The sequence below is a fragment of the Anaerophaga thermohalophila str. Valhall genome (assembly GCF_000250735.1).
GTDB lineage: Bacteria > Bacteroidota > Bacteroidia > Bacteroidales > Marinilabiliaceae > Anaerophaga > Anaerophaga thermohalophila_A.
The window spans coordinates 1-25,540 of sequence record NZ_AHZV01000105.1 but is presented as its reverse complement, the minus strand read 5'-3'; the positions used below and the strand labels follow the sequence as shown (position 1 = coordinate 25,540).

General features: G+C 39.6%; 18 protein-coding genes, 4 tRNA genes, 1 other RNA gene and 1 pseudogene. 14 read left to right on the top strand and 10 right to left on the bottom strand.

The window, feature by feature from the left end:
* The first annotated feature begins 983 nt into the window (after positions 1 to 983).
* The 7 genes from OQ5_RS0105395 to trkA all read left to right on the top strand — a co-directional run bounded on the left by OQ5_RS0105395 (position 984) and on the right by trkA (position 11,623).
* Positions 984 to 1,235, top strand: coding sequence for an acyl carrier protein (locus tag OQ5_RS0105395; RefSeq protein ID WP_016776502.1), 252 nt, complete (start codon positions 984 to 986; stop codon positions 1,233 to 1,235).
* A 3-nt stretch (positions 1,236 to 1,238) separates the two neighbouring features.
* Positions 1,239 to 3,230, top strand: a complete 1,992-nt coding sequence (asnB, locus tag OQ5_RS0105390) for an asparagine synthase (glutamine-hydrolyzing) (protein ID WP_016776501.1) — start codon at positions 1,239 to 1,241, stop codon at positions 3,228 to 3,230.
* Between the two features lie 5 nt (positions 3,231 to 3,235).
* Positions 3,236 to 4,225 (top strand): NAD(+) synthase, encoded by a 990-nt coding sequence (gene nadE, locus OQ5_RS0105385; RefSeq protein ID WP_016776500.1) that lies wholly within the window; start codon positions 3,236 to 3,238, stop codon positions 4,223 to 4,225.
* A 195-nt stretch (positions 4,226 to 4,420) separates the two neighbouring features.
* Positions 4,421 to 6,001 carry a class I adenylate-forming enzyme family protein gene (locus OQ5_RS0105380; protein ID WP_016776499.1) on the top strand — a complete coding sequence of 527 codons (1,581 nt, stop codon included), beginning with the start codon at positions 4,421 to 4,423 and terminating at the stop codon, positions 5,999 to 6,001.
* 299 nt (positions 6,002 to 6,300) lie between these two features.
* Positions 6,301 to 7,437: a sugar transferase gene (locus OQ5_RS25220; RefSeq protein ID WP_016776498.1), complete on the top strand. Its 1,137-nt coding sequence runs from the start codon at positions 6,301 to 6,303 to the stop codon at positions 7,435 to 7,437.
* A gap of 624 nt (positions 7,438 to 8,061) precedes the next feature.
* The gene (locus OQ5_RS0105370; protein WP_016776497.1) at positions 8,062 to 10,152 is read left to right on the top strand and encodes a ComEC/Rec2 family competence protein; all 2,091 of its coding nucleotides are present in this window, start codon (positions 8,062 to 8,064) and stop codon (positions 10,150 to 10,152) included.
* A gap of 130 nt (positions 10,153 to 10,282) precedes the next feature.
* On the top strand, positions 10,283 to 11,623 hold the full coding sequence (gene trkA, locus OQ5_RS0105365; protein ID WP_016776496.1) for a Trk system potassium transporter TrkA: 1,341 nt from the start codon (positions 10,283 to 10,285) through the stop codon (positions 11,621 to 11,623).
* Between the two features lie 26 nt (positions 11,624 to 11,649).
* Here the strand turns inward: trkA and OQ5_RS0105360 are convergent, their stop codons facing one another.
* From OQ5_RS0105360 to ffs, 6 genes are all read right to left on the bottom strand, one after another.
* Entirely contained in the window at positions 11,650 to 12,267 is a 618-nt protein-coding gene (locus OQ5_RS0105360; protein WP_026055132.1) for an L-threonylcarbamoyladenylate synthase, read from the bottom strand.
* 102 nt (positions 12,268 to 12,369) lie between these two features.
* Positions 12,370 to 12,442 (bottom strand) — tRNA-Gly (locus OQ5_RS0105355).
* Positions 12,443 to 12,518: 76 nt separating this feature from the next.
* A tRNA-Tyr gene (locus OQ5_RS0105350) sits at positions 12,519 to 12,601 on the bottom strand.
* A 109-nt stretch (positions 12,602 to 12,710) separates the two neighbouring features.
* A tRNA-Thr gene (locus OQ5_RS0105345) sits at positions 12,711 to 12,784 on the bottom strand.
* A gap of 127 nt (positions 12,785 to 12,911) precedes the next feature.
* Positions 12,912 to 12,988, bottom strand: a tRNA-Thr gene (locus OQ5_RS0105340).
* Between the two features lie 7 nt (positions 12,989 to 12,995).
* Positions 12,996 to 13,089, bottom strand: an RNA gene (gene ffs / locus OQ5_RS22345) — signal recognition particle sRNA small type.
* Between the two features lie 450 nt (positions 13,090 to 13,539).
* Between ffs and OQ5_RS0105335 the strand changes: the two genes are divergently transcribed.
* Entirely contained in the window at positions 13,540 to 14,106 is a 567-nt protein-coding gene (locus OQ5_RS0105335) for a DUF4199 domain-containing protein (protein WP_044107607.1), read from the top strand.
* A 297-nt stretch (positions 14,107 to 14,403) separates the two neighbouring features.
* Positions 14,404 to 15,351: a glycosyltransferase family 2 protein gene (locus OQ5_RS0105330; RefSeq protein ID WP_016776494.1), complete on the top strand. Its 948-nt coding sequence runs from the start codon at positions 14,404 to 14,406 to the stop codon at positions 15,349 to 15,351.
* A 250-nt stretch (positions 15,352 to 15,601) separates the two neighbouring features.
* Here OQ5_RS0105330 and OQ5_RS0105325 read toward each other — a convergent pair whose 3' ends face one another.
* The 3 genes from OQ5_RS0105325 to OQ5_RS0105315 are packed head-to-tail and all read right to left on the bottom strand — an operon-like array spanning position 15,602 to position 17,586.
* Positions 15,602 to 16,066, bottom strand: a complete 465-nt coding sequence (locus tag OQ5_RS0105325) for an NUDIX domain-containing protein (RefSeq protein WP_026055130.1) — start codon at positions 16,064 to 16,066, stop codon at positions 15,602 to 15,604.
* 60 nt (positions 16,067 to 16,126) lie between these two features.
* A complete protein-coding gene (gene miaA, locus OQ5_RS0105320) occupies positions 16,127 to 17,059 on the bottom strand; it encodes a tRNA (adenosine(37)-N6)-dimethylallyltransferase MiaA (RefSeq protein ID WP_016776491.1) in 933 nt (310 codons plus the stop codon).
* Positions 17,056 to 17,586 carry an IS1096 element passenger TnpR family protein gene (locus OQ5_RS0105315; protein ID WP_016776490.1) on the bottom strand — a complete coding sequence of 177 codons (531 nt, stop codon included), beginning with the start codon at positions 17,584 to 17,586 and terminating at the stop codon, positions 17,056 to 17,058. The genes miaA and OQ5_RS0105315 overlap by 4 nt, the downstream gene beginning before the upstream one ends.
* A 684-nt stretch (positions 17,587 to 18,270) precedes the next feature.
* On the opposite strand from OQ5_RS0105315, the gene OQ5_RS0105305 reads away from it, so the two are divergent.
* The 4 genes from OQ5_RS0105305 (at position 18,271) to OQ5_RS0105290 (ending at position 23,632) form a co-directional block, all read left to right on the top strand.
* On the top strand, positions 18,271 to 19,428 hold the full coding sequence (locus OQ5_RS0105305) for a BamA/TamA family outer membrane protein (RefSeq protein WP_016776488.1): 1,158 nt from the start codon (positions 18,271 to 18,273) through the stop codon (positions 19,426 to 19,428).
* A gap of 570 nt (positions 19,429 to 19,998) precedes the next feature.
* Positions 19,999 to 20,532, top strand: coding sequence for a hypothetical protein (locus OQ5_RS0105300; protein ID WP_016776487.1), 534 nt, complete (start codon positions 19,999 to 20,001; stop codon positions 20,530 to 20,532).
* Positions 20,533 to 21,051: 519 nt separating this feature from the next.
* Entirely contained in the window at positions 21,052 to 22,881 is a 1,830-nt protein-coding gene (locus OQ5_RS0105295; protein WP_016776486.1) for a tetratricopeptide repeat-containing sensor histidine kinase, read from the top strand.
* Positions 22,871 to 23,632 carry a LytR/AlgR family response regulator transcription factor gene (locus OQ5_RS0105290; RefSeq protein WP_016776485.1) on the top strand — a complete coding sequence of 254 codons (762 nt, stop codon included), beginning with the start codon at positions 22,871 to 22,873 and terminating at the stop codon, positions 23,630 to 23,632. The genes OQ5_RS0105295 and OQ5_RS0105290 overlap by 11 nt, the downstream gene beginning before the upstream one ends.
* Here OQ5_RS0105290 and OQ5_RS0105285 read toward each other — a convergent pair.
* Positions 23,558 to 24,238 (bottom strand): AidA/PixA family protein, encoded by a 681-nt coding sequence (locus OQ5_RS0105285; protein WP_026055128.1) that lies wholly within the window; start codon positions 24,236 to 24,238, stop codon positions 23,558 to 23,560. The genes OQ5_RS0105290 and OQ5_RS0105285 overlap by 75 nt on opposite strands.
* A gap of 383 nt (positions 24,239 to 24,621) precedes the next feature.
* Between OQ5_RS0105285 and OQ5_RS0105280 the strand changes: the two are divergent.
* Positions 24,622 to 25,540 (top strand): annotated as a pseudogene (locus OQ5_RS0105280) (tetratricopeptide repeat protein); the annotation flags it as partial.

Sequence of the window (25,540 nt, the reverse complement as noted above, 5' to 3'; positions counted from 1 at the left end):
GAAAACTTATGAATAAAGCAGGTTAAGATCGAAGATGAATATTAAGGTGCTGATAACTTGCATTTTTAGTTATGAAAACTTTTATGCATAAGTAATTGGTTTAAAACCGTTTGTAATAGTTTAGTTAATTATTGACAATCAAATATCATACAAAAATAGATAATTATCATATTCTGAGCAGGTTAGATGTATTATTGGAAAAACTGCTTAGTCGCTCAAGCAGTATATCCTGGCTTCTATTGGATAATATCATTTTCAATGACTTTGTTCCCGGAGACAGAGGCAGTTAGAATAAAGTTAACAGTGCTTATTTTATCAATTGGAAAATAGGGTTGTTTTTCGGTTGTCACTATTTAGAATCAATTCATGTAAATTATCCTGCAACCTGACAAATTAGGCTGGATATTCATCGTGTCTTCATTTAACTTGAGTCAGAATTTTGCTTTAACCCAAAAGCCGCATGGAATTGCATGAATACTCATTTACGAAAAGTAAACTGCGTTTTTGACGGCTTCGCAAGGCTTGCAACTGGCACTTTCTGAACAGACACACATATTGTGAAAATTTTTGCGCGTTTATAGATGCAATACTCCGTTAAACTTTTGCAAAACATTGCAAAACAATTGTTTGCATCTAAAGAGGTTTAATTGTTAAAATACAGTATATCAAGGTTGTACGAAACGAGCATGGCAAGGTTTCCCACAACAAGAACATGTATAAATGCTTGCATGCGAGTTCCATTCGATATAAAAAAATTTTTTACACGGATGAATCATTTTACATCTAACAAAACCACAAACCGCTCAAAACATGTGTTATTTATGCACTTTTGTTTGCTTCCGGAATATGATAGTACCTCTAAAACATTGCTATTGACTATTGACTAAAAACTACTGACTAAATTACTTATATCTAAAAATCTAACGATCTATTGTAGATGAACACTATTTAATATTAAAATAAATTAGAAAACTTAAAGTTATATGGAGTCCATGGTATTAAACAAAGAAGAGATAAAAGCATTCATTGCAGAAACTTCTTTTACTGATCCAAAGGAAATAAAAGATGATACAATGCTCTTTGAAGAAGGTATTTTTGATTCTATGGGATTATTGAACCTTATCTCTTTCCTTGAGGAAAATTATGGTGTTCAGACTGATGATACCGACCTGGTTGAGGAAAATTTTCAGAATCTGAATGCCATAGAAGATTATGTGGCAAGAAAAAAAGGGTAGCTTATGTGCGGTATCGCAGGTTTTACAGGTCGTTTGGGAAGTTGGGGTGAATCCAGGAAGGTATTGAATAAAATGCTCACAAGAATTCGATACAGAGGGCCTGATGAAGCGGGAATCTTTATTGATGATGAGGTGTCGCTCGGGAGTGCCCGGCTGAGTATTGTAGATATTTCTTCAGGGCATCAGCCGCTTTGTGATGATACAGGCAGATACTGGATCACGTTTAACGGTGAAATATTTAATTACCCCGAACTGAGAAGTGATCTTGAAGAAAGAGGCTGCCGTTTTTCCACGCATAGTGATACCGAAGTTTTATTACTGGCTTTTCGCGAATACGGGCCTGACTGTTTGAACATGCTTAACGGTCAGTTTGCTTTTGCTGTATGGGATGTAAAAAGGAGAAGTATCTTTTTGGCACGTGACCGTGTGGGGATCCGTCCTCTTTTCTATACTTTTCGCCACAGGCAATTACTTTTCGCATCAGAGATTAAATCAATATTTGAGTTTCCGGGTGTTGAAAGGAGGTTTGATTATCAGGGTTTAGAGCAGGTTTATACCTTCTGGACCACGTTGTCGCCACGTACAGTATTTGAAGATATTGTGGAACTGCCGCCCGGTCATTATTTGCGTTTCGAAAACGGACAAGCTGAACTAAAAAAATACTGGGAGCCTTCGGTTGTTGGTAGTGATGGTGTTTTCAGAGGTTCGATGGAAGAAGCTGGAGAGGAGCTGGAATCTTTATTGACCGATGCTGTAAAGCTTCGTTTGAGAGCTGATGTTCCTGTTGGTTCCTATCTCAGCGGAGGGCTCGATTCTTCCGTTATTGCAACACTCATTCGAAAGAATAGTCCGGAAGGTTTGCTTCAAACTTTTTCCATTGGTTTTGCCGATCGTGAATTTGATGAAAGCAGTTTTCAGGACAAGATGGTGGCGCAATTAAAGACTCGTCATCACAAAGCATTTTGCAGTTCGAACGATATTTCTGAATATTTTCCCACGGCTGTCTGGCATTCCGAAATGCCTTTGCTCCGGACGGCTCCTGTTCCAATGTTCCTGTTATCGCGACTCGTCAGAGAAAATAACATTAAGGTAGTCATGACCGGCGAGGGTGCTGATGAAATGCTTGGTGGGTATAATATTTTTAAAGAAATGATTATACGCCGTTTTTGGGCAAGATATCCAAATTCCCGGTTTCGTCCCTTGTTGTTGAGTAAACTTTATCCTTATCTTTCACAGCTTAAGGAATTGTCGCCTGCTGCTTTGAAAATGTTTTTCGGTTATCGCCTGAAGGATGTGGATTCTGTTTTGTATTCTCACCTGTTGCGTTGGCACAATACTTCAAGAATTAAAAAAATGATGCTTCCGGGAATATCAGGAAAGCAAAATTTTGTTGACTGGTTGGAGGGCGAGTGGGAATCACTTCTTTCCAATGCCGGTGATCTTGCAAAAGCCCAATACATAGAAACCAGAATATTCATGTCGGGCTATCTGCTTTCATCCCAGGGCGACCGTATGGCTATGGCCAATAGTGTGGAAGGACGTTACCCGTTCCTTGATCACAGGGTGATGGAATTTTGTGCTTCTCTCCCCGATGATTTTAAACTGAGTGGTTTAAAGGAAAAGGTGTTGCTCAAAGACAGGTTTAGGAACCGGTTGCCGCACGAAGTAGCAGACCGTGCGAAACAGGCTTACAGAGCTCCTTTAGCAGGTCCTTTTCTCAATTCTTCTAAGAGTGGGTATGTGTATGATTTACTTTCTCCGCAAACAACTAAATCAGCTGGAGTATTTGATGATAAGTCGGTTTCGCTTCTGCTTGCAAAGCTCAAAAATGGGAAGGCACATTCCGAGACGGATCAGATGGGACTGGTTGCCATCCTTTCTACCCATTTACTTTGGAAACAATTTATAGAGGATTTTCAGCCCATTTCCGACAATAATACTAATGAAACTGAATTACGTAATACTGTTGCATCGCAATCGTCTCAAAATCTGTAAATAAAATGAAGAAATTTACTCAAGACATTTTAAAAATTGATAATCCGGAAGCGCTTATTGATAAGATTAGCCAAAAACTGAAAGAAGATGTTTTTCGCCGTTTTCGCAGGCAGGGTGGAATTGTCGGCATTAGTGGGGGTATTGACTCTTCGGTGACACTTGCTATTGCTGCAAAGGCACTTGGGCCCGGGAAAGTGGCAGGCGTCCTTCTTCCCGAGCACGACTCAAGTCCCGACAGTAAATCGTTGGCACTGAAACTTGCTGATAAGTTTGGTGTTGCTACGGTGGAAGAAAACATCAGCGGAGCACTTGATGGTTTTGGATGTTACAGAAGAAGGGACGAAGCAGTGAAAAGGGTTATTCCCGGGTATAATCCCCAAAGAGATAAAATGAAGATCGTTATCCCAAAAGAAATACTTGAACGGAAACTCCCGCCTGTTTTTTATGTGACGGTAGTGTTTGCCGATGGCAGCGAAATTTCCAGAAGGCTTCCGCCCGATGCTTATCTGCAGATTGTGGCAGCATCCAATTTCAAGCAAAGAAGTCGGATGTCGATGCTCTATTATCATGCTGAAGCCCGGCACTTTGCTGTTATAGGAACCCCCAATAAGCACGAAGTGAAACAGGGCTTTTTTGTGAAATACGGCGATGGCGGTGCCGATGTTATGCCCATCGGGAATCTTTACAAAACACAGGTTTATCAACTCGCAGAGCATTTGGGGGTACCTCGTGAAATTATAGAACGGACACCAACTACCGATACTTACACTGCTGAGCAGACCCAGGAAGAATTTTTCTATCAAATGCCTTTCGAAAAAATGGACCTTCTCTGGTTTGCCTGGGAAAATGGTTATGCGCCCGCCGATGTGGCGAGAGAGATGAATATGAGCGAAGACGATGTCAGGAATAACTTTGCCAATTTCGAGCGAAAATTGAAAACCACAGAGTATCTCAGAACCGGGCCTCTGCACGATTATGATTTTTGGCAACCCTGATGTTCTTGAAACTAAAAATCTAGCGATCTATTGAGTAATGAAACGAGCATGACAAAGATTGCCATAATTAGATCATTAGATTTTTAGATATAAGATGTAAGATGAAACGAGCATGGCAAAGTTTGCCACAATAAGAACATGTATAAGTTCTTGCATGCGAGTTCCATTAGGCCTTCAAAATCAAATTATATACTAATGAATGCCATCGATTATTTTTTTCAGGATTCGGCCGGTCTCGATAAAGAACTTCTGATATCGGGTAAAGAGCACTGCAGCTACCGGGAGATTTCAGGCAAAGTTTACCGGCTTTCGAGATGGTTTAGCTCTCATTTTTGTAAGGGAGATAAGATCATCTTAATTTCTCCCAACAACAGCTTTTTTGTTACTGTTTATCTTTCAGTTATGAAAGCAGGTTGTGTGGTGGTTCCTTTAAATCCGGCGATAGAACCGTCAAACCTGGAATACATAGTTTCAAAAACCGGAGCGGGGCATGCTTTTTTACACTCTTCTGTAAAAATAGATGAGATACCGGGAATGGAAATATTCCGTGAGGACGATATTCTATTTGATAGTGGTAATCAATTGTATGGAACGAACAAGAGTTCCGGATTACCAGGCTCTCAAAAGAATATGAACAATAATGGCTCACATCGCTCTTCCGTCCATCATAGACCCCGATCAACCCCTGAATTATCTGAATTTCATACAGCGGAATATGTCGAGGGCCCGGGTATGGAGGCGGATGATCCGGCCCAGATTATTTTTACTTCTGGGTCGACTGCTGTTCCCAAGGGGGTTATGATTTCTCATGGAAATCTTGTGGCCAACACAAATTCGATTTTGGAGTATTTAAAACTTGACCGTAACGATACCATGCTGGTGGTATTGCCATTCTTTTATTGCTATGGGCTCTCTTTGCTTCACACACATCTGAGAGTGGGAGGGACACTGGTATTAAATAATAGTTTTATGTTTTTGGGAAGTGTCCTTCGCGATTTAAGACAATACAAATGTACCGGATTTGCCGGAGTTCCCAGTCATTTCCAGATTTTACTCCGGAAATCGGATTCATTCAGAAACGGCCACTTTCCGCATTTGCGTTATGTGACACAGGCAGGTGGAAAATTACACAAAGCATTTATAGCCGAGTTTACTGAGTTGTTTCCCGAAGTTCGGTTCTTTGTTATGTATGGACAGACAGAGGCTACAGCCAGGTTATCGTATCTACCCCCCGAAAAATTACCAGAGAAACTCGGTTCAATTGGGAAAGGAATTCCCGGTGTAACATTAAAAGTTGTTGACGAACAGGGAAATGACATAATTCCCGGTCAGACCGGTGAGATTATAGCCAGAGGAGAAAACATTATGTTGGGATATTTTGGCGATGAAGAGGCTACACAGCTGGCATTAAAGGATGGATGGCTGCATACCGGAGATTTGGGTACAATAGATGAGGATGGGTACATTTACCTGAATGCAAGAAAAAAGGAAATGATTAAGGTTGGCGGAAAACGGGTTGGCCCCAAAGAAATAGAAGAAGTTATTGTTAGCCTGCCCGGAGTTATCGATTGTACTGTTGAAGGCTATGATCATCCCGAACTCGGCGAGGCTATCCGCGCGATCGTTGTAAAAAATGAAGAGTCCGTACTTACAAAGGATGATATTAAAAGTGTATGTGCCAGGAATCTGGCATCTTACAAAATTCCTACAGATGTTGTTTTCCAGACTAAAATGGAGACAAGCTCAACAGGGAAGAAGGTTAAAGGCTCTCTCTGACAACCGCACTTATTGATTATTTGAGATATCTGTCATATATCAACAATTACTGTCCATTCCTCAAAACCGGCTAAAAAAAAATCATTTTTGACAAAATGCTGATAATGATGTTTGAGTGGACTTGTTTTTTAAATTAGTGGATGATTTTATCCTGAATCTTGCTCTAAATTTTTCATACGTTGGTGTAACACTTATTTACAAAGCTACTGCGGAACAGTAAATTGCTTAAAAATTGAAAAGCAATTTGTAGTTTGAGAAGACGAAATCGTTTGTTCAAGATACTAAAACTATCAAGGGCCATGAAGTATCCGGAATTACTCACACAAGTGATTACAGATTTGCCTGAAAAAGGGCAGTCTGTAATAACTCCACCGTTTGTCAGACCAAGTATTGACCGCAGGAAAGAAGCGATCTTAAAAAACATCAGTTTGGATGTTTATCAGTTTTTTGTTAATCATTTGGTTCCCGAACGGCATAATGTTTCTCTTATAGATACCAATAAACGTGAAGAAATCAGTGGACAGTTAAAGGAAAATACGCGGTCTATTATTAATCTCCGCCGGTTGAACGAAACAAGGTATATCAATAAGTTTTTGATGGAAATCAACAGAACTATTCCTGATGCCGGAATTTTTATTGGTTGTGTTGAGCCGGTAAAGTGCGTAAAGAGGCGTTACCGGCAAAAAATCAGAATTCCGTTTATCTTTTCGGCTTTTTGGTTGTTGATGTTTCTGTTTCACCGGGTGATGCCTAAAATACGTTACATTCAAAAGGTATATTTTTCTTTGACCCGTGGTAAATACCGGTATCTGACAATGGGAGAGACGCTTGGAAGAATTGTTAGCTGCGGGTTTGAAATAATTGAATATAAAGAGATTGAAGGACTGCTGTATTTTGCAGTTATAAAAACCCGTGAACCGGCTTATGGCATGAAACCCAGCTTTGGGCCCTTGTTTCCCATGGAGAGAGTTGGACGGCACGGTAAAATAATAAAAGTATATAAGCTAAGGACTATGCATCCTTTTGCAGAGTTTCTTCAGGATTATATAACCAAACTGAATGGATACAACGAGACCGGTAAGCCTGCTAATGATTTCAGAGTGGCTACCTGGGGAAAGTTCTACAGGAAATACTGGTTGGATGAGTTGCCACAGTTGCTTAATGTACTCAAAGGAGAATTGAATATTGTGGGCGTCAGACCGTTAAGTCGAACTCGCTTTAATGAGTTGCCCGAAGATGTCAGAAAGATAAGGGTACGCTTTAAGCCCGGGTGTATTCCGCCCTATGTTGCTTTACTGATGCCCGATGCTGAGGGAAATATTGAGGCGGAGCGTATTTATCTTTCGGAAAAAGTAAAGCATCCTGTAATGACTGATTTTAAATATTTTTTCCTCGCCGTATATAATATTGTTTCAGGAAAAATAAAAAGTTCCTGAGATATAAATTCAGATTTTGAGAAAAAAGTAGTTGATAATTAGTGCGTATCTGTAAACTCACCAAAATATTTTCACTATATGTGTGTCTGTTCAGAAAGTGTCATTTACAAGGCTTGCAAAATCCGAAAATTACTCATCGTAAATGAATAATTTTCGGATGATTGTAACACAGCAAATGGTACTTTATAGACAGACACTAATTTGTCCTATTTTTTGGAGTAATATTTCCAGCTTTATCTTCCAAGCTACCATCCTGCCCTTTTACCTTATCACCTTTCTTCCACGCCCCATGCCCTCTGCCCCATGCCCTGTCTTCTGCCTTTTGGTTACTTTTATCTGAAAATCAAACCCTCTTTCGTATCAATACTCCGTAAACTTTTACAGATGTTTGGTAATTAATTGTTTACATAGTTGATGGCACAAACCACAACTCTCTCATAATAAAAACTTTGCGTCTCAGCGTTTAGGTTTTTTTAACAGACTATTGTTAGAAATAGAGAATTATTTGTATCTTGAAATCCGGGGAAATAATTCCTCGCGGGGTTTTGTATTACACATTCTTTTGTGTGCCTTTTTCAGGTGCAGGCAAAGAAAATAAGGATAATACAAAATCCCGTTTTTGTTATGTTTCAGGATTTCTTAAAACCGGTTCCTTTCCTGCGATTTGTTTTTGCTCTGGCAACAGGTATTTATTGTTCCGAATATCTGAATAAGAGCATGGCAGGGGTTTTTTTTGCCGGGTTTGTGCTTCTTTTTGCTTGTCTTCTCTTTGTCTTCTACATGCCTACAGTATATAGAAGATTTTCTTTACGATGGTTGTGCGGAGTATTCTTTTTCCTGTTTCTTTTTCATTTGGGACTTATATCAGCTCTTTTGTCGCGTCCCCGGCATGTTGAAGGAGAATACGAGGTTGAAGCTACTGCCGAAGTAGTTGAAGTTGATGTTACCTATTCCGGATATTGGAGAATTGTAGTTACCCCCCATGAAGTATCATCGAAGGATTCAGTTCCTTTTGGGCCGTCCGATTTGTGGCAAATAATTGTTGAGCCGTCCGATTCATTTTTTATAGCTCCTGTTTCTTCCGGGAATAAGGTAAGGTTTAAGACCAGGCTTGAAGGTATTTCGTCGGGAGCTCCTAATCCAATGGCGTTTGATTACGGGGGATATCTTTTTCGCCAGGGGATATCCTGTTTCGGGTTTGTAAGTAAAGATGATTTTTCTATAGAGAGCAGGGACAGAGCTAAAGATTTTCTTCAGCGGATAAAAGAGGCCAGAAGCAAAGCATACAGGATATACAAAGAAAACGGTATCAGCGGAAAACAATTGCAGGTTTTATCGGCTCTGACTCTTGGGATGCGACAGGAGCTTGATAATGAGGTAAAAACATGGTTTGTTCACTCTGGAGTCATTCATGTACTGGCGGTATCAGGTTTGCATGTTGGAATTATCTTTTTATTTCTGAATTATATTCTGAACAGTTTTCTGCCCCGGAGAAGTTTATTCAGATTGTTCATTGTTATTACTGTTCTGGTGGTTTATGCATTGCTGACAGGCGCTGCACCGTCGGTTTTAAGAGCTGTAATTATGCTTTCGGTGATACAGACAGGGAATTATTTCAGACGACAAAGCAACATATATAATCTTTTATGTGTGTCGGCATTTATTATACTAATGATTCAACCATCTTCTCTTTTCCATGTCGGGTTTTGGTTAAGTCACCTGGCTGTTGCAGGCATTGTAACCTTTTATCCTTTGTTGCATCGGTTTTATGCTTACCGAAACATTTTTGTCAGAAGTATTGGGGATTTGACTTCGGTGTCGGTATCTGCTCAACTGGGAACATTTCCATTGTCCTTATATGTTTTCAGAGCTTTTCCTATCTGGTTTCTGCTTGCCAATCTTTTTATTTTACCCTTGGTTGCTCCAATATTAGTTTTAGCCAATTCTTTAATAGTTGTTTCAGGAAGTGATTTCTTTTCCAGCCTCATATCCGGTCTTTTGGAAGAGCTGCTGACGTTTATGATTGAAATGGTTCAGTGGCTGAATTCGTTGCCATCTGCCTATATAAGCGGGTTATGGATTGGAGGTTTGACTATGCTTCTGATTTACTCTTTTTTGATAACAGCAGCAGGATGGATTTATTCAAAAAACAGAATGTTTATCAAACTCTCATTGATTTTTTTGTTGCTGATAATTGCTGCTTTAAATGTTGAGTATCTGCTTAAGCGCACCACCAATGCCTTTGTAGTTTTTGACGGCGGAAGAACGGCTTATGTTGGAATCGTGGAGGGTGGAAGTGGGATTTTATATGCCAATCAATTTTCCGAACGGGATATTGGTTTTGTCTGCAGCGGTTTTTTTGCCAGGTATTCTTTTGATGTTCAGCGCATCACTGTTTTCGAAAACAATGAAATGAATGAGATAGAGCTATTCCCGGCCTCAAATGGTATTTACCTAGGACTTGGGGATATTAATCTGTCGGAAATAGATTTGGTGGATGACCGAAAGGATGAAATAAAAGGAATAGTGGTATTGGGTGACACTAAAGGGGACTTGCTTTCTTTTGTTGAAAAGGCAGGATGTCGCAGAATAATTATCGCCGGTAGTTGTCCGCCCTGGTGCTCAGAACAGTGGTCGCAAAAGCTGAACGAAAAAGGCTATTTGGTTCATGATGTTCGTGAAAAAGGAGCCTATGTGGATTTTGGTGATAGATGAGTTTGTTTTTACTTTCCGGTATTTATTGCATCTCTGTATTAAGACTCAATTTTAACGGACTATTGCTTCCAAAGTTCAATTATTATATTTTAATTTGTCTCGTTGTTTTAAATGAGAATTTGCAGCAAAGATGAAAATACTTATTGCAGGTGCAGGAGAAGTTGGCACACATCTGGCGAGACTTTTTTCAAATGCAGACCACGATGTTACCTTACTTGACGAGGATGAAGTGAAATTGCACCGGTTAAGCCGATTGCTTGATGTGATGCCCGTCAAAGGGTCAGTTACTTCCATACGCGACCTTGTGGAAGCCAGGGTTAAATCGGCAGATTTGTTTATTGCGGTTCCTCCTTACGAGGAAGTGAGTATATTGTCGGCCATGCTTGCTAAAAAGCTGGGGGCAAAAATTACCATTGCCAGAATCAATAATTATGAATATCTGGTGCCCGAAAATAAGGAGTATTTTAAGCAACTTGGTGTTGATGAGATGGTATATCCTGAGCATCTCGGCTCTCAGGAAATAATTGCATCTTTGAAGCAGGTGGGAACCAGGCAGCTTTTTGAGTTCTCGGACGGCCGGTTATTGTTACTTGCACTGAAAATCAGGGATAATGCACCTATTGCCAATCTTACTCTGTCCGAAGCCTCTGCACTTCATGAAGTGAATGATTATTATACGGTGGCCATCTACCGGGATGGGAAGACGATTATTCCTCGTGGGGATAATCGTTTTTTGCACGGCGACCTGGCCTACGTTATTACAACACGTCCCGGAATTCCCCAGGTTTTGGCAGATGCCGGAAAACAGCAGTTCGAGATTCACAATGTGATGATACTTGGCGGAAGTCGCATTGGGAAAAAGGTTGCAAAAGAACTGGAGCATCATTACAAAATTAAGCTGATCGAAATTAACCGGGAGAAGACATTAAAACTCGCGGATTTCCTGGAGAATACGCAGGTTGTGAGCGGCGACGGCCGAAGTCTTGAGTTGCTCAGGGAAGAAGGAATTCAAAAAACAGATGCATTTGTGGCGGTGACAGGTAATTCGGAAGTTAATATTCTGGCCTGCCAGATGGCTAAAAAAATGGGGGTGCGAAAAACCGTTGCGGAAGTAGAAAATATGGATTACATAGACCTGGCCGAAAACATTGGCATAGGGACCCTTATTAACAAAAAGCTGATTGCTGCCAGCTATATTTACAGGTACACTATGAAGGCCAGTGTTTCTCATGTTAAATGTCTGACAGCTACCGATGCCGAAGTGCTTGAGCTTACTGCTCAGCCAAATTCTAAAATAACCAAAGGGCCTCTGAAGAAAATCGATTTGCCCAAAGACATGAATGTAGGTGGTGTTACACGTGGCGACAAAGTATTCATTGCCAACGGGGATACGCGTATTCAACCCGGCGACAAAGTTGTTGTATTTGCTTTGCCTTCAGGTCTTAAAAAGGTAGAGAAAATGTTTTCCTGATTATCGGATTTAGGGTCAGGATCAGATTACAACTCCAGTTCACCCTTGCCTTCACGGATTATTTCAAAGACTGGGCCATTTGTACAGTCAACGATGGTAGAAGCTACATTGTCTCCATAGCCGCCATCTATAACAGCGTCAACCACATCCTTATATTTTTCGTGAATTAGCTCGGGATCGGTTGTATATTCAAGTACGTCATCGTCGTCTTTGATTGATGTGCTGAGAATCGGGTTGCCAAGCTGCCTGACGATTTCGGTAATAATGTTGTTGTCGGGTATTCGTAGACCTATCGTCTTCTTACTGCTTTTAAAAAATTTGGGAACGTTGTTGCTGGCCGGTAAAATAAAGGTAAAGGGTCCTGGCAGATTCTTTTTGATAAGTTTGAATGTTGTACTGTCAAGAGGCTTTGTGTAATCGGAAAGGTGGCTCAAATCATGACAGATAATGGACAGATGGTCTTTCCTTGGATTAATCCCTTTTATTCGGGCAATTTTCTCCAGTGCTTTTGTATGGTTAATGTCACAGCCTAACCCATAAACGGTATCGGTAGGATAGATGACAATCCCCCCGTTGCGTAAAATATCAACGACTTTCTCAACTTCGCGAGGGTTCGGATTTTCGGGGTATATTTTGATCAGCATCTTAACAGATTTTTTGGTTTTAAACAAATATATGAAACGAAGTTGACTTTTGGAATGCAGAAAATAAAAAACCCGACCGATATTTTCGATCAGGTTTTTATGAGCGGGAAACGGGACTCAAACCCGCGACCCTCAGCTTGGAAGGCTGATGCTCTATCAACTGAGCTATTCCCGCATTTGTACCTTAGTCTTAGAAAGCGTGGATATGCGTCTTGAATGCGTTCTCCTTAAAATTGCTTTGAAGAAGGTTGTGGGGAGAGCAGGATTCGAACCTACGAAGGCGTATGCCAACAGATTTACAGTCTGCCCCGTTTGACCGCTTCGGTATCTCCCCTTTTGTTTCGGAACGTTTGCAGCCCTTATGCTGCCTTGAGTTTGGGACGACAAAGATAGTAAAAATATCTTTTAAACAAATTCCCTTGAGAAAAAAATAATTTTTTTTGAGCCAATAGAGGGATTCGAACCCCCGACCCGCTGATTACAAATCAGCTGCTCTGGCCAACTGAGCTATATTGGCATTATTAAAATAAAATTTATGACAGCCGACCTGAAATCAGCTTTTTTATTTGAGTTTTGGTCGTGCTCAGGTTTTGAGTGTTTAAATACTAAACACTATTTTGCCACAACTTCAAAGAACTAATTCCTGGAGCCAATAGAGGGATTCGAACCCCCGACCCGCTGATTACAAATCAGCTGCTCTGGCCAACTGAGCTATATTGGCAGGTGGGTAAGCTACCTATATCGCACCGCTACAACCGCCTACCCTTGCTGCCGTCAGGCCCTGGGGGAGTTCAGCAGGAGCTGGTCGTATAGGACTTACCCGGGCGCAAAAGTAGAAAATTTAAAATTGTCCGCAAACATCCCGTAGAAAAAAATTTCACCCAAATGCCCCGGTATGAGCTAAACTGTTTGATTTCAATTTGTCTGTGGAGTGGTAATTTTAAATTTTACCAGATACAGTCCTGTTAATTTGGAGTTAAGATGCAGGTGGTATGCTTTTTCAATTCTTTTTATGTATTTTAGCCGAACATTAGATTGCACTTAGACATCGTGTCGTGTCAAGCATAAAATATCGCACCAGGCATCAATGATTTTCGTTTTTTCTTCATGATTAAAAGCTTACGTAGCTATGGCTATGCGCGCTTTTTCTCATTTTGAAAAAAGCCAAAATCAGTTTCAACTTATACGACATTTTAAACATGACACGACACTATATGAAAAGTGCTCATTCAGGAGCAGACTCATAATTTAATTGTTAATTTTTTTTCGATTATGGAAGCGTCATCATCTGAAGACATTAAAGATACAAAAAAGCTTAAGGCACGTTTCATTCTCAACCAGGGAGCCTTCATGGGGCTTGCTCTGGCTGTGGTGTATTATTTTGCCCATATTGCAGGCATAATGGACTCTTTTTTCCATAGCCTTCTGACCTGGATCGTTTTTGCCGGATTTATCCATGTTTCGATGGTTCGATACCGTGAGCATTTTCTGGACGGACTTCTCTCTTACTGGCAGGGAGTATGGATGGGAACCCGCATGGGAATTCTTTCGGGAATTATTGTTGGTGCTTATTTGTTTTTCTATCTGAAAGTTATTAACCCAGGCTATATTGAGGATTTAATTGTTCAGATGCAGGAAACTTATCTCGAGGTTGGCATGGAAGAGGATGAAGTTTTACAGATGACAGAAACGTACGGGAAGCTTATGATTAATCCGGTAGCATTAATTATTTCCGGAATTTTTGCTACGGGCCTTTGGGCTTTCCTTTTTTCTTTGGTAATTGCAATATTTCAACGTCGAAAGGGAGATCCTTTTACTGAAGCAATGAAACGAGTATGACAAGGATTGTCACATACAATAGTCAGTTAAAAAAAGCCTAAACGCAGAGACGCAATGACGCAAAGTTTTTATTATGAGAGAGTTGAGATTTGCGCAATTAATTGTGTAAACAATTAATTAGCAGACATCTGTAAATGCTTAACGGAGTATTGTACGAACCTGCTTTATTCGTAAATTGTCGTGATGAAACGAGCATGGCAAAGTTTGCCACAATAAGAACATGTATAAATTCTTGCATGCGCGAGTTCCATTAGGTCTTAAAAAATCAAGTTTTATACTGATGAAAGAAGTTGAATAATGGATTTATCGATAGTTATCCCGTTATATAATGAAGAAGAATCTTTGCCCGAACTGATTGCATGGATAGATGAAGAACTTCAAAAACTGAATGTTTCGTTTGAAGTTGTACTCGTCGATGATGGCAGTTCGGATAAATCCTGGGAAACCGTTCTCAACCTTAAAAGTCGTTTTGGCTATTTAAGAGGGATACGGTTTCGACGCAACTATGGTAAATCTGCTGCGCTGAATACAGGATTTCAAGCCGCAAAAGGAGATGTGGTTATTACCATGGATGCCGATCTTCAGGATAATCCCGGCGAAATTCCGGAATTATACCGTTTGATCAGGAAAGAGGGATTTGATTTGGTTAGCGGCTGGAAAAAGAAGCGGCGTGACCCCCTGAACAAAACATTACCCAGTAAATTATTTAATCGTACGGCCCGCATGGTTTCCGGGATTAAGCTGCACGATTTTAATTGCGGATTAAAGGCGTATAAATCCGAAGTGGTTAAAAATATCGAAGTTTATGGGGAAATGCACAGGTATATACCTATTCTTGCTAAGCGAGCCGGATTTGCTAATATTACAGAGAAGATTGTGAACCATCGTGAACGAAAATATGGAGTAACTAAATTTGGGATGGAGCGTTTCCTGAAAGGATTTCTTGACCTTTTATCAGTGATGTTTATCTCAAAGTTCGGGAATCGTCCGATGCATTTATTCGGAGCATTGGGAACGTTAATGTTTTTGATTGGTTTTGCCCTGGCAATATGGCTTGGTGCTCATAAACTTTATTGTGTGGCTCATGGTATTGAGGCACAACTTGTTACTGATAATCCTTTCTTTTATATCGGCCTGGTTTGCATGATCCTCGGAACACAGCTGTTTGTTACCGGCTTCCTTGCCGAATTGGTCACCCGAAATCAGCCCGACAGAAACGTCTATTCTATTAAGGAAGAGTTTTAATCAATCAGGAGCCCTTTTTCTGTTTCCCAATTGTTTCCGGTGGCAGATACCCCGATGACCAGAATCGAGGGGAAGTTAACTGGTGCTCGTCTATAAACTCGCAAAAAGTTTTCACAATATGTGTGTCTGTTCAGAAATCTATTGAACCTCCGCTTCGAGCCTCTATCTTCCAAAATCCAGCCCTTTTACCTTCTCATCTTTCCACCATTCCCTTTGCCCTCTGATCTCTGCCCTCTGCCGTTGCTACCGCCTATCCGCTAATTCCGGCTGTCTCAAGAATTTTTTTAACGACCACTTTATCTATAGGGAAAGTCATTTCTCCGGATGTTAATTTGGCCAGTGGTATCCACCGGAAGGATTGTTCCCCGTTTTTCGGGGTGTCTTTAAAATCAAACTTTTTGTTGGTGGCTGGTAACTTATGTTTCTCAGGCAGTTCAAAAGTATAATAAATGCTGATGAGTTGGGTGTTTTCATAGAAACGTGCGGGCTGAAAAAAATCGGTGGTATAGTAATGACCGGTTACTCTTATTTCTAAGCCCAGTTCTTCACGGCATTCCCGTTCCAGACATTCAACAGTTCCTTCTCCGTATTCAAGACCACCACCGGGAAATTTTGTCATGAAGGTATCCATAACATATTCATCGGTAACCAAAAGCTGATCATTTTCAATACAAATGCCGTATACTCTTATGTTAAAACAAATTCTTGAAGTCATGTGGCAGAAAAAAAGCCGGGGCCCTTCTCAGAAGATTGTAAACCGCGAGAAAGATTAATATTAATTTAAATCCGGACCCCGACCCGTTTTTGTAATGTTTTGAGCAAATTTAATAACTTCGTCGGGATTATCAGGTGAAAACCACGATATTTCTTTGTCACGTCTGAACCACGACAATTGCTTTCTGGCATATCTTCGTGTATTTCTTTTTATAAGTTCAATGGCTTTTTCCCTGCTGATAATTCCGTCAAAATGGTCAAAAAACTCTCTGTACCCTACGGTATTCAAAGCGTTAAGATGTTTGTAAGGATAAAGCGATCTGGCTTCCTCTTCCAGTCCCTCCAGGATCATTTGGTCAACTCTGTCATTAATTCTTTGATGCAGTTCTTTTCTGTCCATGTCAAGACCGATTTTGATGATGTTAAACGGCCGCTCTTTTCTTTTATTGGTGCGTAGTTTTGAATAGGGCTTTCCGGTCATCAGACAAATTTCAACCGCATGTATTATCCGTTTTGGATTTTTGAGATCCACCTGTCTGTAAAAATCGGGATCAAGTAATTTCAATTGCCGTCGAATGCTTTCCAGTCCTTCTTCCTGATATTGTTTTTGTAAGTTGTTGCGCAACTCGGGATCAACCGTAGGCAACTCATCTATTCCGTGGCAGAATGCATCAATGTAAAGCATGGAACCACCTGTCATAACAATCTTGTCCACTTCTCTGAACAACTTTTTGGCAATCGAAACGGCTTCCTGCTCGTATTCGAAAGCACTATAGTAATCGAAAATCGATTTAGTACCGACCAGATAGTGTGGAACTTCTTTTAGTTGTTCTCTGGTAGGGGAAGCTGTTCCTGTTTTTGTTTCTTTGAAGATTTGCCGGGAATCGGCTGAAATGATTGAAGTATTGAATTTTTGGGCAATTCTGATGCTGATATCTGTTTTCCCGATTCCGGTTGGTCCTAATATGGCAATTACGTATTTGTTACTTCTCAATACCAGTCCTCCTCATCAAACGGGTTTAAATTACTATCTCCGTTGTCAAATGTGTCGCTGTCATCATTGTTCATTAACTCGTCAGGATCGAGATTATCCGGATCAAGCTTTTCTATGGCATTTTCATCAAACTGGAGAGGTGGTTTACCCTGCCTTCTGGTGCAAACCGGCTTCTCAATGACCTTGTCTTCCATGGCAAATAACTCAAGAAAAAGTGACCGTTCTGCGAACTGATCAAAGACAAATAACAAACGTTGCTTTTTTTCAGTGATTAACTCACCTAATTTTGTTTTGTCCATAACTTTTATTTCCGGATTCTGACCTTCGGTCATATCGATCAGCGTTATTTCAGTTTCTTTATGCCAGTTACGGTCGGTGATAAAAAATGATGTTACCTGGCTTTTCTCATATCCCAGTTCTTCCAGGATAAAATTGTTAAGATCAAGGAAAGTTGATTGGCTGTCAATAGCAACTTCTCTGATGAAATCATCACTCTCACTGGATATAATACGAAATTTGTAAATCATATAAGTGTCTGTAACGCCCCTTTTTATAAAATTAGTGACAATTAAACAACTAAATTGTTTAATATAAGTCGGATAAATATCATTCCCGGAGAAGAGAAACGAAAAATTGAGGTTTTTGTTACAATAAACAATTATTTTCGGGTTTTATTAGTATTCCTTTATACAACAATAGTCAGTTAAAAAAACCTAAACGCAGAGACGTAATAACGCAAAGTTTTTATTATGAGAAAGTTGTAACCTGTGTCAGGGGTTGCATAAACAATTGATTAACAGATATTTGTAAAAGTTTAACGGAGTATTGATGCAAAAGACCGTTAGATTTTCAGATATAAGATAAAAGTAACCAACAGGCAGAAGGCAGGGCATGGGGCAAAGAGCGAAGAGCAAAGAGCATGGAGGAAATGAGAAAAGGTGATAAGGTAAAGGGGCAGGATGGTGGCATGGAGAATAAAGCTGGAAATATTACTCCAATAAATCGGACAAACTAATATACAAATGAAACGAGCATGACAAGGTTTGTCACAAGAAAGCATGCATAAAACACAATCATGCGAGTTCCATCAGACCAATAACTTAGACTAATTTTATACTGATGAAACGAGCATGGCAAATTTTGCACAAAAGAATATGTATAAATGCTTGCATGCGAGTTCCATTAGGCCTTAATAAACAAATTTTATACTAATGAAAGGAAACTGCTTTCAGATTGTCTACGTGTTGATTTCAGGATTTCTGTTGCTATTTCAGGGGCACGCCTTTGCCTTGGGAAACCGGACCAACCATTCGAATTCTGATTCTACAGAGTTATCGGTACTTGCCAGGATAGGCGAAGAGGTCCTGGATTGGGTGACCTGGGAGAGGGATGAGTTTGTCATTACTGTTTATCCCTCATTAAGTGCCAGTCCCCGAAACGGCTTTGTTTACGGAGTTGCACCGGCGCTAAAATGGAACAGTTCGCATCCGGGTAAAGCCAACACATTAACTATGAATGCTGAAACTTCTACAAAAAATATCCTTCAGTTACAATTTGAACATGAGTGGTATTTTCACCCCGATTGGATGACGAGTGGTGAAGCTTTTATTTCTAGTCGTGAAGACCAGTATTGGCTGGGAACAGATGAAACTGAGATTTATTTCGACCGGCGGGAGTTCCGTCTTAAGTGGGATGTTTTGGCCAATGTATTGCCGGCGTTCTGGATAGGTGCAGAATGGTTTTTGAATAACAATCATTTTGATAATAAGGCAGAAGTCTCTTTTTCAGAAGCTGATTTGGAGGGGCATAAAGGCGACTGGCTGTTTGGCATGGGCCCAAAGATAGAGGTTGATACCCGCCACAGAACCATTTCTCCTCAGAAAGGAACCTGGATTCAGGTTAGTCCCTCTTTTGTCGGGTTAGCCGGCATCGGGAAGTATGATTATTTCAGACTCACTATGGATGCACGCCGATATTTGCAACTGAAAAAGGATAAAACAACTCTGGCTTTTCAGGGGATTATTGATTATGCTGAACCGGGAGTACCGTTTTTTGAGGAGCCGCAATTGGGGGGCAAAGAAAGATTACGGGGAATTGGGCACCCACTCAGAGAAACCGGAAATGCCGTATGGCTGTTCAGAGGGGAATTGCGTCAGCATCTCTGGTGGCGTTTAGGGGGTGTTGTGTTTGCCGGTTTTGGAGAGTCTTCTGATAATTTTCAGAATCCCTTTTCTGGAACCATCTCCTCTGTAGGCGGGGGCTTGCGTTTAAGAATGTTACCTGACGATCCCTTAAATGTTCGTTTCGATTTTGGTGTATCTTCTTCCGGAACTACCGGTTTTTTTGTTTCTTTAAAAGAAGCGTTTTGATCTTATAGTGCATGCCGGCTGGTATTGATTGGTATAATAATTTTTTAATCTTTTGCAATGCTTCAATACGCGACGGCATTTTTTAGCATAGCTGAATTTTGCTGCGTTCGGCATTGACACAAACAAGTTTGGTCACTGCTCTCACTTAACGCAAAATTTGTTTACTTTTTTTGCTGTAGAAACGAGTCCCGATTGCTCGGGACGAGTTCCATTCGACCTTAATAAACAAATTTTATGCGAATGAAACGAGCATGGTAACGATTGCAACAATAAGAATATGTATAAATCTTACATGCGAATTCCATTAGGCCAATAACTTAAGTATATTATATACTAATGAATTGGAGCGAAGCGTAAATCGTGAACACCTTATAATTTTTATCTCGTGAACAAAAAAAGTAAAAGCCCACGCGGCTTGAGCGCAAAAAGTTAAATGCTTTTTTTCGGACCACAGTGATACTTTATTAATATAATAATTTTTTGGATATAAGAAAACCACTATTTTTTAATAGCTTTGAGGCAATTATGGATTTTTTGTCTAATTTTAACAATCTATAAAACTTATTTAAGATGGAAAAAATTGTTACGATTTATGTTGACACCGACAGTATGATCGGTTTTTTTAAGGATGATCCGGCTTATGGAACCGGTGATAAACCTTATCCTGCAGACAGCTTTTATACTGTTGATGCTCCTGATGTATACTATAAAGGACATAGTATTCTTAGTTTAAAACCTAATTGTTTGTTTAGATTTTCGTTAACAGCTTCTAAACGAAAGAAGAAAGTAATCCCTGTTGACCACAAAGCTGAGGGAGATACAGGTGAGATTATTATGTCGATGATCAGTGATAAGATTCCTACCCTTGAAGAATGGGGACAAATTATTGATCTGGATAATACACCGCATGATTATACCATTGACGGAAATTTGTTGATAAAGCAGGATAAGGAAGGACTTTTTTCATTTAAAACCAATGAAAAAATTACCTTCCATAAGAATCTTAAGTATTCATTTCTTTTCAGGATTGACGGGACAAAAGATATCGGTTACATTGATCCGTTGATTTCCAACCGGTCTGAAGATACAGGTGGGAACAATTAGACCGGTACCCCGTTCAATAGAACATCAGTTTAGTCGTTAGATTCCTGCCTGCAAGGGCGCCTCATATAACATTTTGAAGTGGTAGTGTTTCTGTGCCGTGGTAAAAAATGTCCGAATAATTGTGGAGCTATTGAATTTAAGAAGTGTCTGTCTATAAAGTACCATTTACTGTGTTACGCTCGTCCGAAAATCACTCATTTACGATGAGTAAACTCCGTATTTTCGGACTTCGCAAGCCTTGTAAATGACACTTTCTGAACAGACACATGATAAGTAGGAATCTTTTCCTACTTTCTAGATAGGCACTAAGAAGTGAGGGAGCCTTTCTGACGTATTTAAAGTTTAGGGCCATAGAATGTAATATATTTAAATTATGAGTATGCTCCTGAAAAAGTTGTTTTTGGCAAGATTGAGATGCAGGCACATTTTTAGAGTCGGAGTTAACTGATTGTTAATGAGGTGTTAAAAATCCTGTAATATTGACATTGCCAGAAAGGACTTTTTATACCGCATTCATAGATGATTAAGAATATTACAATGAGCCTGTTTGTCCGATTTTTTGTTTTTCTGTTATTTGTTTATACTGCGTTTTGCGGAAATGCCCAGAATATGTCCCGTCCCGACAGTCTGAAAGAACTTTTGGCCGTTGAAAAGAGTGATAGTACGAAAATTCTTTTGCTTTTAGAAATGGCCAGAAATTCGGACGGCCGACCTCTGGATGGACTGTTTTATGCCAGGGATGCTCTTCGTTTGTCAGAAAAAAATCAATATCATCATTTTAAGGCAAGAGCTCTGGAAAATATCAGCCTGTTTCAGCGGAAATTAGGGAATTATTCTGATGCAGTTGAGGCTTCATTCAAAGCTTTGCAGGTATACGAAAACCTGGATATGTCAAATCGAAAGGCTGATTTACTTCTTCAAATCGGGTCACATTTTACAAATGACAAGAATTTTTCAAAGGCCACATCATATATAACTGAAGCATTGAAGTCTTTTCGTGAAAGATCGGATACTTTCAAAATAATGCTTACTCTGATAAATCTCGGAGAAACTTACCGGTTGAAGGGAGACCTTGACAGTGCTTCATTTTGTTTTAACGAATGCCTTCAGTTAAACAACTTTTTTAAGAATAATCAGGTTGAGGGCTATTCGAGTGGAAACCTTGGAATGGTTTATTTAGAGCAGGGCAAACCGGACAGTGCCATTATCCTTTTAAATAATTCTATTGAGCTGTTAAGCGATTTAAAAGATGCCTATTCAGTTTCAGTTTATCAGTCTGAGTTAGGAAAAGCTTTTATCACAAAAGGGAAAGAGAAAGAAGGTGAAGAAATAATCAGGTCTGCACTGGCTTTAGCTCAAAAAGAAAAGCTAAAAGAGCAGATTCGGGATATCAGCAAATATTTGGCAGAGTTTTACGAAAAAAAGGAGCAATACAAATTAGCTGTTGATTACCGCAAACAATATGAGGTTTACAACGATAGTCTGGTGAACATTGAAAATGTTCGAAAGATACAACAGGCAGAGAGTCAGTATTTTCTTGATCTTAAAGAAGCCGACATTCGTTTTCTGGAAGAACAAAGCAGGAACCGTAGAAACATAGTTATTTTTCTTTCAGTTGGAACCATCCTGTTAATCACATTACTGTTTTTTCTATATCGTTTACAGCTATCAAGGAAAAAAGCTTTGCTTAAAGTTTCGGAGCAAAAGTCAATTATTGAGCAGAGAGAAAAAGAAAAGGCCTTGCTTTTGAGGGAGCTCAATCATCGTGTGAAGAATAATCTGCAAATGGTTTCCAGCATGTTTTCTCTTCAGGCCGGACAACTCAGAGGTGAGCCCGGCAGTGAAGCACTTACTGCCGCCCGACATCGTATTGATGCGCTCATGCTGATTCATCAAAAATTGTATCGTGAGGATGTTGACACCACTATTCAACTGGAAGATTATATAAAAGAACTGACAGAAAACCTTGTCTTTGGTGTGGATAAAAAAGTTGACCTCAAACTGGATTTGTCACAGGCAAATCTTTATATTGATTCTGCAATCCCCCTGGGAATCATTATCAACGAGTTGTTGACAAATTCTTTAAAATATGCAACAGGGAGCGAAACATTGGTGCTGGGTATTTCTTTGAAAGAAGTAAACGGACAATTGTTTTTGACAATGACCGACAACGGACCCGGTTTTCCGGATGATTTTGATATAAAGAAAAGCCGGTCGCTCGGTATGAAGCTGGTACTTTCACTTATCCGGCAACTACATGGTGAATTGAAGCAGTCCAATTTAGACGGATGCTGGTGGGAAATAATTCTGGACAAAGAAAAACTTAAGAAAAAATCGCATGAGCAATAAGGTTTCTGTACTCATAGTTGAAGACGAAATTATGATCGCTGAAGATATCGCGATGCGATTGGATGAGGTGGGCTATGAAACAAAAGGTATTGTCGATAACGTTGATGAAGCCATTGTATGGTTAGAAGAACAAAGACCGGATATATTGCTGGTGGATATCTCCCTGAAAGGGGATAAAACCGGTCTTGATTTAGCCCGCTTGATAAATGAGCGATTTCAACTCCCTTTTATTTTTCTTTCGTCTCTTGCCAACCAAAGTGTCATTGAAAAGGCGAGACAAGTAAAACCTTCGGCATATTTACTGAAGCCGTTTAATGATAAACAGGTAAGGGTGGCAATTGAGTTGGCACTCTTTAATTTCTATGGAGATGAAAGTAAGGAAAGTCACGCTCCCTGTGAAGAACATGGTGAGCAACATAAGAATATCTTTTTACAAATGCCCGGGTGCCTGTTTCTTCGAAGTGGAAATGCTTTTATAAAAGTTAATTTCGAAGATATTTTATGGTTGGAGGCCGATAGTAACTATACTGTTATACATACAAAACAGGGGAAATTTACTTATTCTACAGTTTTGAAAAAGTTTGAAGAAAAACTACCACAGAAAGATTTTGTAAGGGTTCACAGGACTTTCATCGTTAATTTATCTAACGTTACCGGTTTTGAAGGCAATATGTTGTTAGTTGGAGATAAAGAGATTCCCGTCAACAAGTCTTGCCGTGACATGGTTTTCAGCCGCTTCAGAACGATCTGAATATTCGGAAAGAGATGATTTCAAAATAATAGAAGGATGTAGGATAAGTGTGCATAGCGGATTCTTTTTATACCAGCGGTTTTGATTCATTATAATTTGTAATTCAATCTTATACGGAATGCAAATTGTATTTTTCTTCAGAAAAATTTCGTTTTTGCTCTTTACCCGGTATTTGGAAATAATATACTGTGCACTCCAAAAATTGTCTCTGTTGCTTAAATAGGGAGGAACCATTAGATTGCATTCCTGTTTTTCGGGAAATTCTTCCGGGAAGTTTTCAAATAAGTCTTTCCAATGATGCATATATTGCTCATCAGGTGTAATTGATTTAATATTGATATCAAAGTTGGAATGGGATATTGTATTTTCGGCCCACCATCTTATTTCGTCACCCGGAGTTGCGAGGATGGAAAGATAAGGAGTTCCCATGCCAGAATCGACAAATTTTTTTTGGGTGATCATTAAAATGTAGTTTTTCCCTGAATCAGGGGTTTTTAGGTCAATTACAGGCACCCGTTCATTCGCCTCTTTCGTTGATGTGATGCCAAAATCTTTTATGATTTTTGTTGCATCGACCAATATCAGTGTTCCAATTACCTCATTCATATTAAATTCCTTTTCAACGTCTAAATTGCGTTATTCTTTTTCCTGAAAAAAGAAAAATGAGTGAGTGGTATGAAATATTGAGCGAAGCGCCTCTCTTTTTTAGTGAATGTTTTAACCTGCTTTATTCATAAATCATCTATTCCAAAGCCCAACTAGCTGCGAAATACAATCGTACTCAAAATAATAAATGGCCGAGCCATTTATTTATAGCCATTTAGAAAATATTTTGCCAAAAAAACACGAATATCAGGCGTAAGACACTAAGCTCTTGCCGGCAAGAAAGTGGGTTGTATTCAGTTCTTAAGTCGAAAAATTTAAAACCGGTTAGTTTCCATTTAGTTATGTAAATTAATCTTTATATATTTGAGATCAATTTTTACAGAATGCTTAGGATTTTGTCATTTTTATTTTTAACGGTTCTTATCTCTTCATGCCATTCGTATGATGAGGCTTCATGGCATCGGTTAGAAGCCGTTGACAGCCTTATTTACAGCAACACCAAACTGGCAGAAGATAGTTTGACTAACATTCATGTAAGTGAATTGTCGGGGAAAAACAGAGCGTATTATTATCTGCTCAGAACTATTATCGATTGTAAAAATTTTCGTTCTTTTACCAATGATTCAAGTATTTCTGCTGCTGCCAAGGCTTTTGAGAGTCCGATTCCCAATCGCAATTTCCTTAGAGCGCTTATTTATCAGGGAGTGGTTCGGTATCAGACCGACCAATTTGCCGATTCTGTGGTCTTTGAATCGCTAAAGGAGGCAGAACGAATTCTAAGTTTAAAACCTGGCATAGTTTCGGATAATACACTTACCTATCTATGGCTTTATTTTGGAATTCTGCATCGCAACAATGATAACCATATCTTGGCCGAGAGATATTTTGACCGAGCCTTAAGCACTGTTCATGGAAATCAAAATATTGAGAGTATTGTGAATGCCTCTCTAGGAATTTTCTGGAGTTATTTAAGAAAGGGATATTACGAAGAAGCATTGTCCGTTTTAAACAGACTTGATTCATTGGATAGTATCCCTCCCGAAAAGCAATTTGATGTGATTAATGCAAGAGGGGCCTATCATATTATGAACGGGGACAATTTAAAAGCTGTTGCAGCTTATCGCGAACTTGAATCGTTGGCAGGTAAGGTGAGCAAAAAGCCGAGAATGTCTAACATTTACTATTCCATTGCACTGGCTTATGAGAGTATGAATGAGTTAGATTCTGCCATTGTGTATGCAATTAAATCTGTAGAAAACTTAAGAGATACAGCTACATATAAATATGATAATTATTTTTTAT

Bases quoted from the DNA above. Each gene is read 5' to 3' on its own strand.
- OQ5_RS0105335 (WP_044107607.1), top strand. From the start codon at position 13,540: ATGGAAGCGTCATCATCTGAAGACATTAAAGATACAAAAAAGCTTAAG.
- OQ5_RS0105325 (WP_026055130.1), bottom strand. From the start codon at position 16,066: ATGACTTCAAGAATTTGTTTTAACATAAGAGTATACGGCATTTGTATT.
- OQ5_RS0105330 (WP_016776494.1), top strand. From the start codon at position 14,404: ATGGATTTATCGATAGTTATCCCGTTATATAATGAAGAAGAATCTTTG.
- OQ5_RS0105290 (WP_016776485.1), top strand. From the start codon at position 22,871: ATGAGCAATAAGGTTTCTGTACTCATAGTTGAAGACGAAATTATGATC.
- OQ5_RS0105380 (WP_016776499.1), top strand. From the start codon at position 4,421: ATGAATGCCATCGATTATTTTTTTCAGGATTCGGCCGGTCTCGATAAA.
- trkA (WP_016776496.1), top strand. From the start codon at position 10,283: ATGAAAATACTTATTGCAGGTGCAGGAGAAGTTGGCACACATCTGGCG.
- OQ5_RS0105360 (WP_026055132.1), bottom strand. From the start codon at position 12,267: ATGCTGATCAAAATATACCCCGAAAATCCGAACCCTCGCGAAGTTGAG.
- OQ5_RS0105300 (WP_016776487.1), top strand. From the start codon at position 19,999: ATGGAAAAAATTGTTACGATTTATGTTGACACCGACAGTATGATCGGT.
- OQ5_RS25220 (WP_016776498.1), top strand. From the start codon at position 6,301: ATGAAGTATCCGGAATTACTCACACAAGTGATTACAGATTTGCCTGAA.
- OQ5_RS0105395 (WP_016776502.1), top strand. From the start codon at position 984: ATGGAGTCCATGGTATTAAACAAAGAAGAGATAAAAGCATTCATTGCA.
- OQ5_RS0105315 (WP_016776490.1), bottom strand. From the start codon at position 17,586: ATGATTTACAAATTTCGTATTATATCCAGTGAGAGTGATGATTTCATC.
- OQ5_RS0105305 (WP_016776488.1), top strand. From the start codon at position 18,271: ATGAAAGGAAACTGCTTTCAGATTGTCTACGTGTTGATTTCAGGATTT.
- OQ5_RS0105370 (WP_016776497.1), top strand. From the start codon at position 8,062: ATGTTTCAGGATTTCTTAAAACCGGTTCCTTTCCTGCGATTTGTTTTT.
- nadE (WP_016776500.1), top strand. From the start codon at position 3,236: ATGAAGAAATTTACTCAAGACATTTTAAAAATTGATAATCCGGAAGCG.
- OQ5_RS0105285 (WP_026055128.1), bottom strand. From the start codon at position 24,238: ATGAATGAGGTAATTGGAACACTGATATTGGTCGATGCAACAAAAATC.
- OQ5_RS0105295 (WP_016776486.1), top strand. From the start codon at position 21,052: ATGATTAAGAATATTACAATGAGCCTGTTTGTCCGATTTTTTGTTTTT.
- asnB (WP_016776501.1), top strand. From the start codon at position 1,239: ATGTGCGGTATCGCAGGTTTTACAGGTCGTTTGGGAAGTTGGGGTGAA.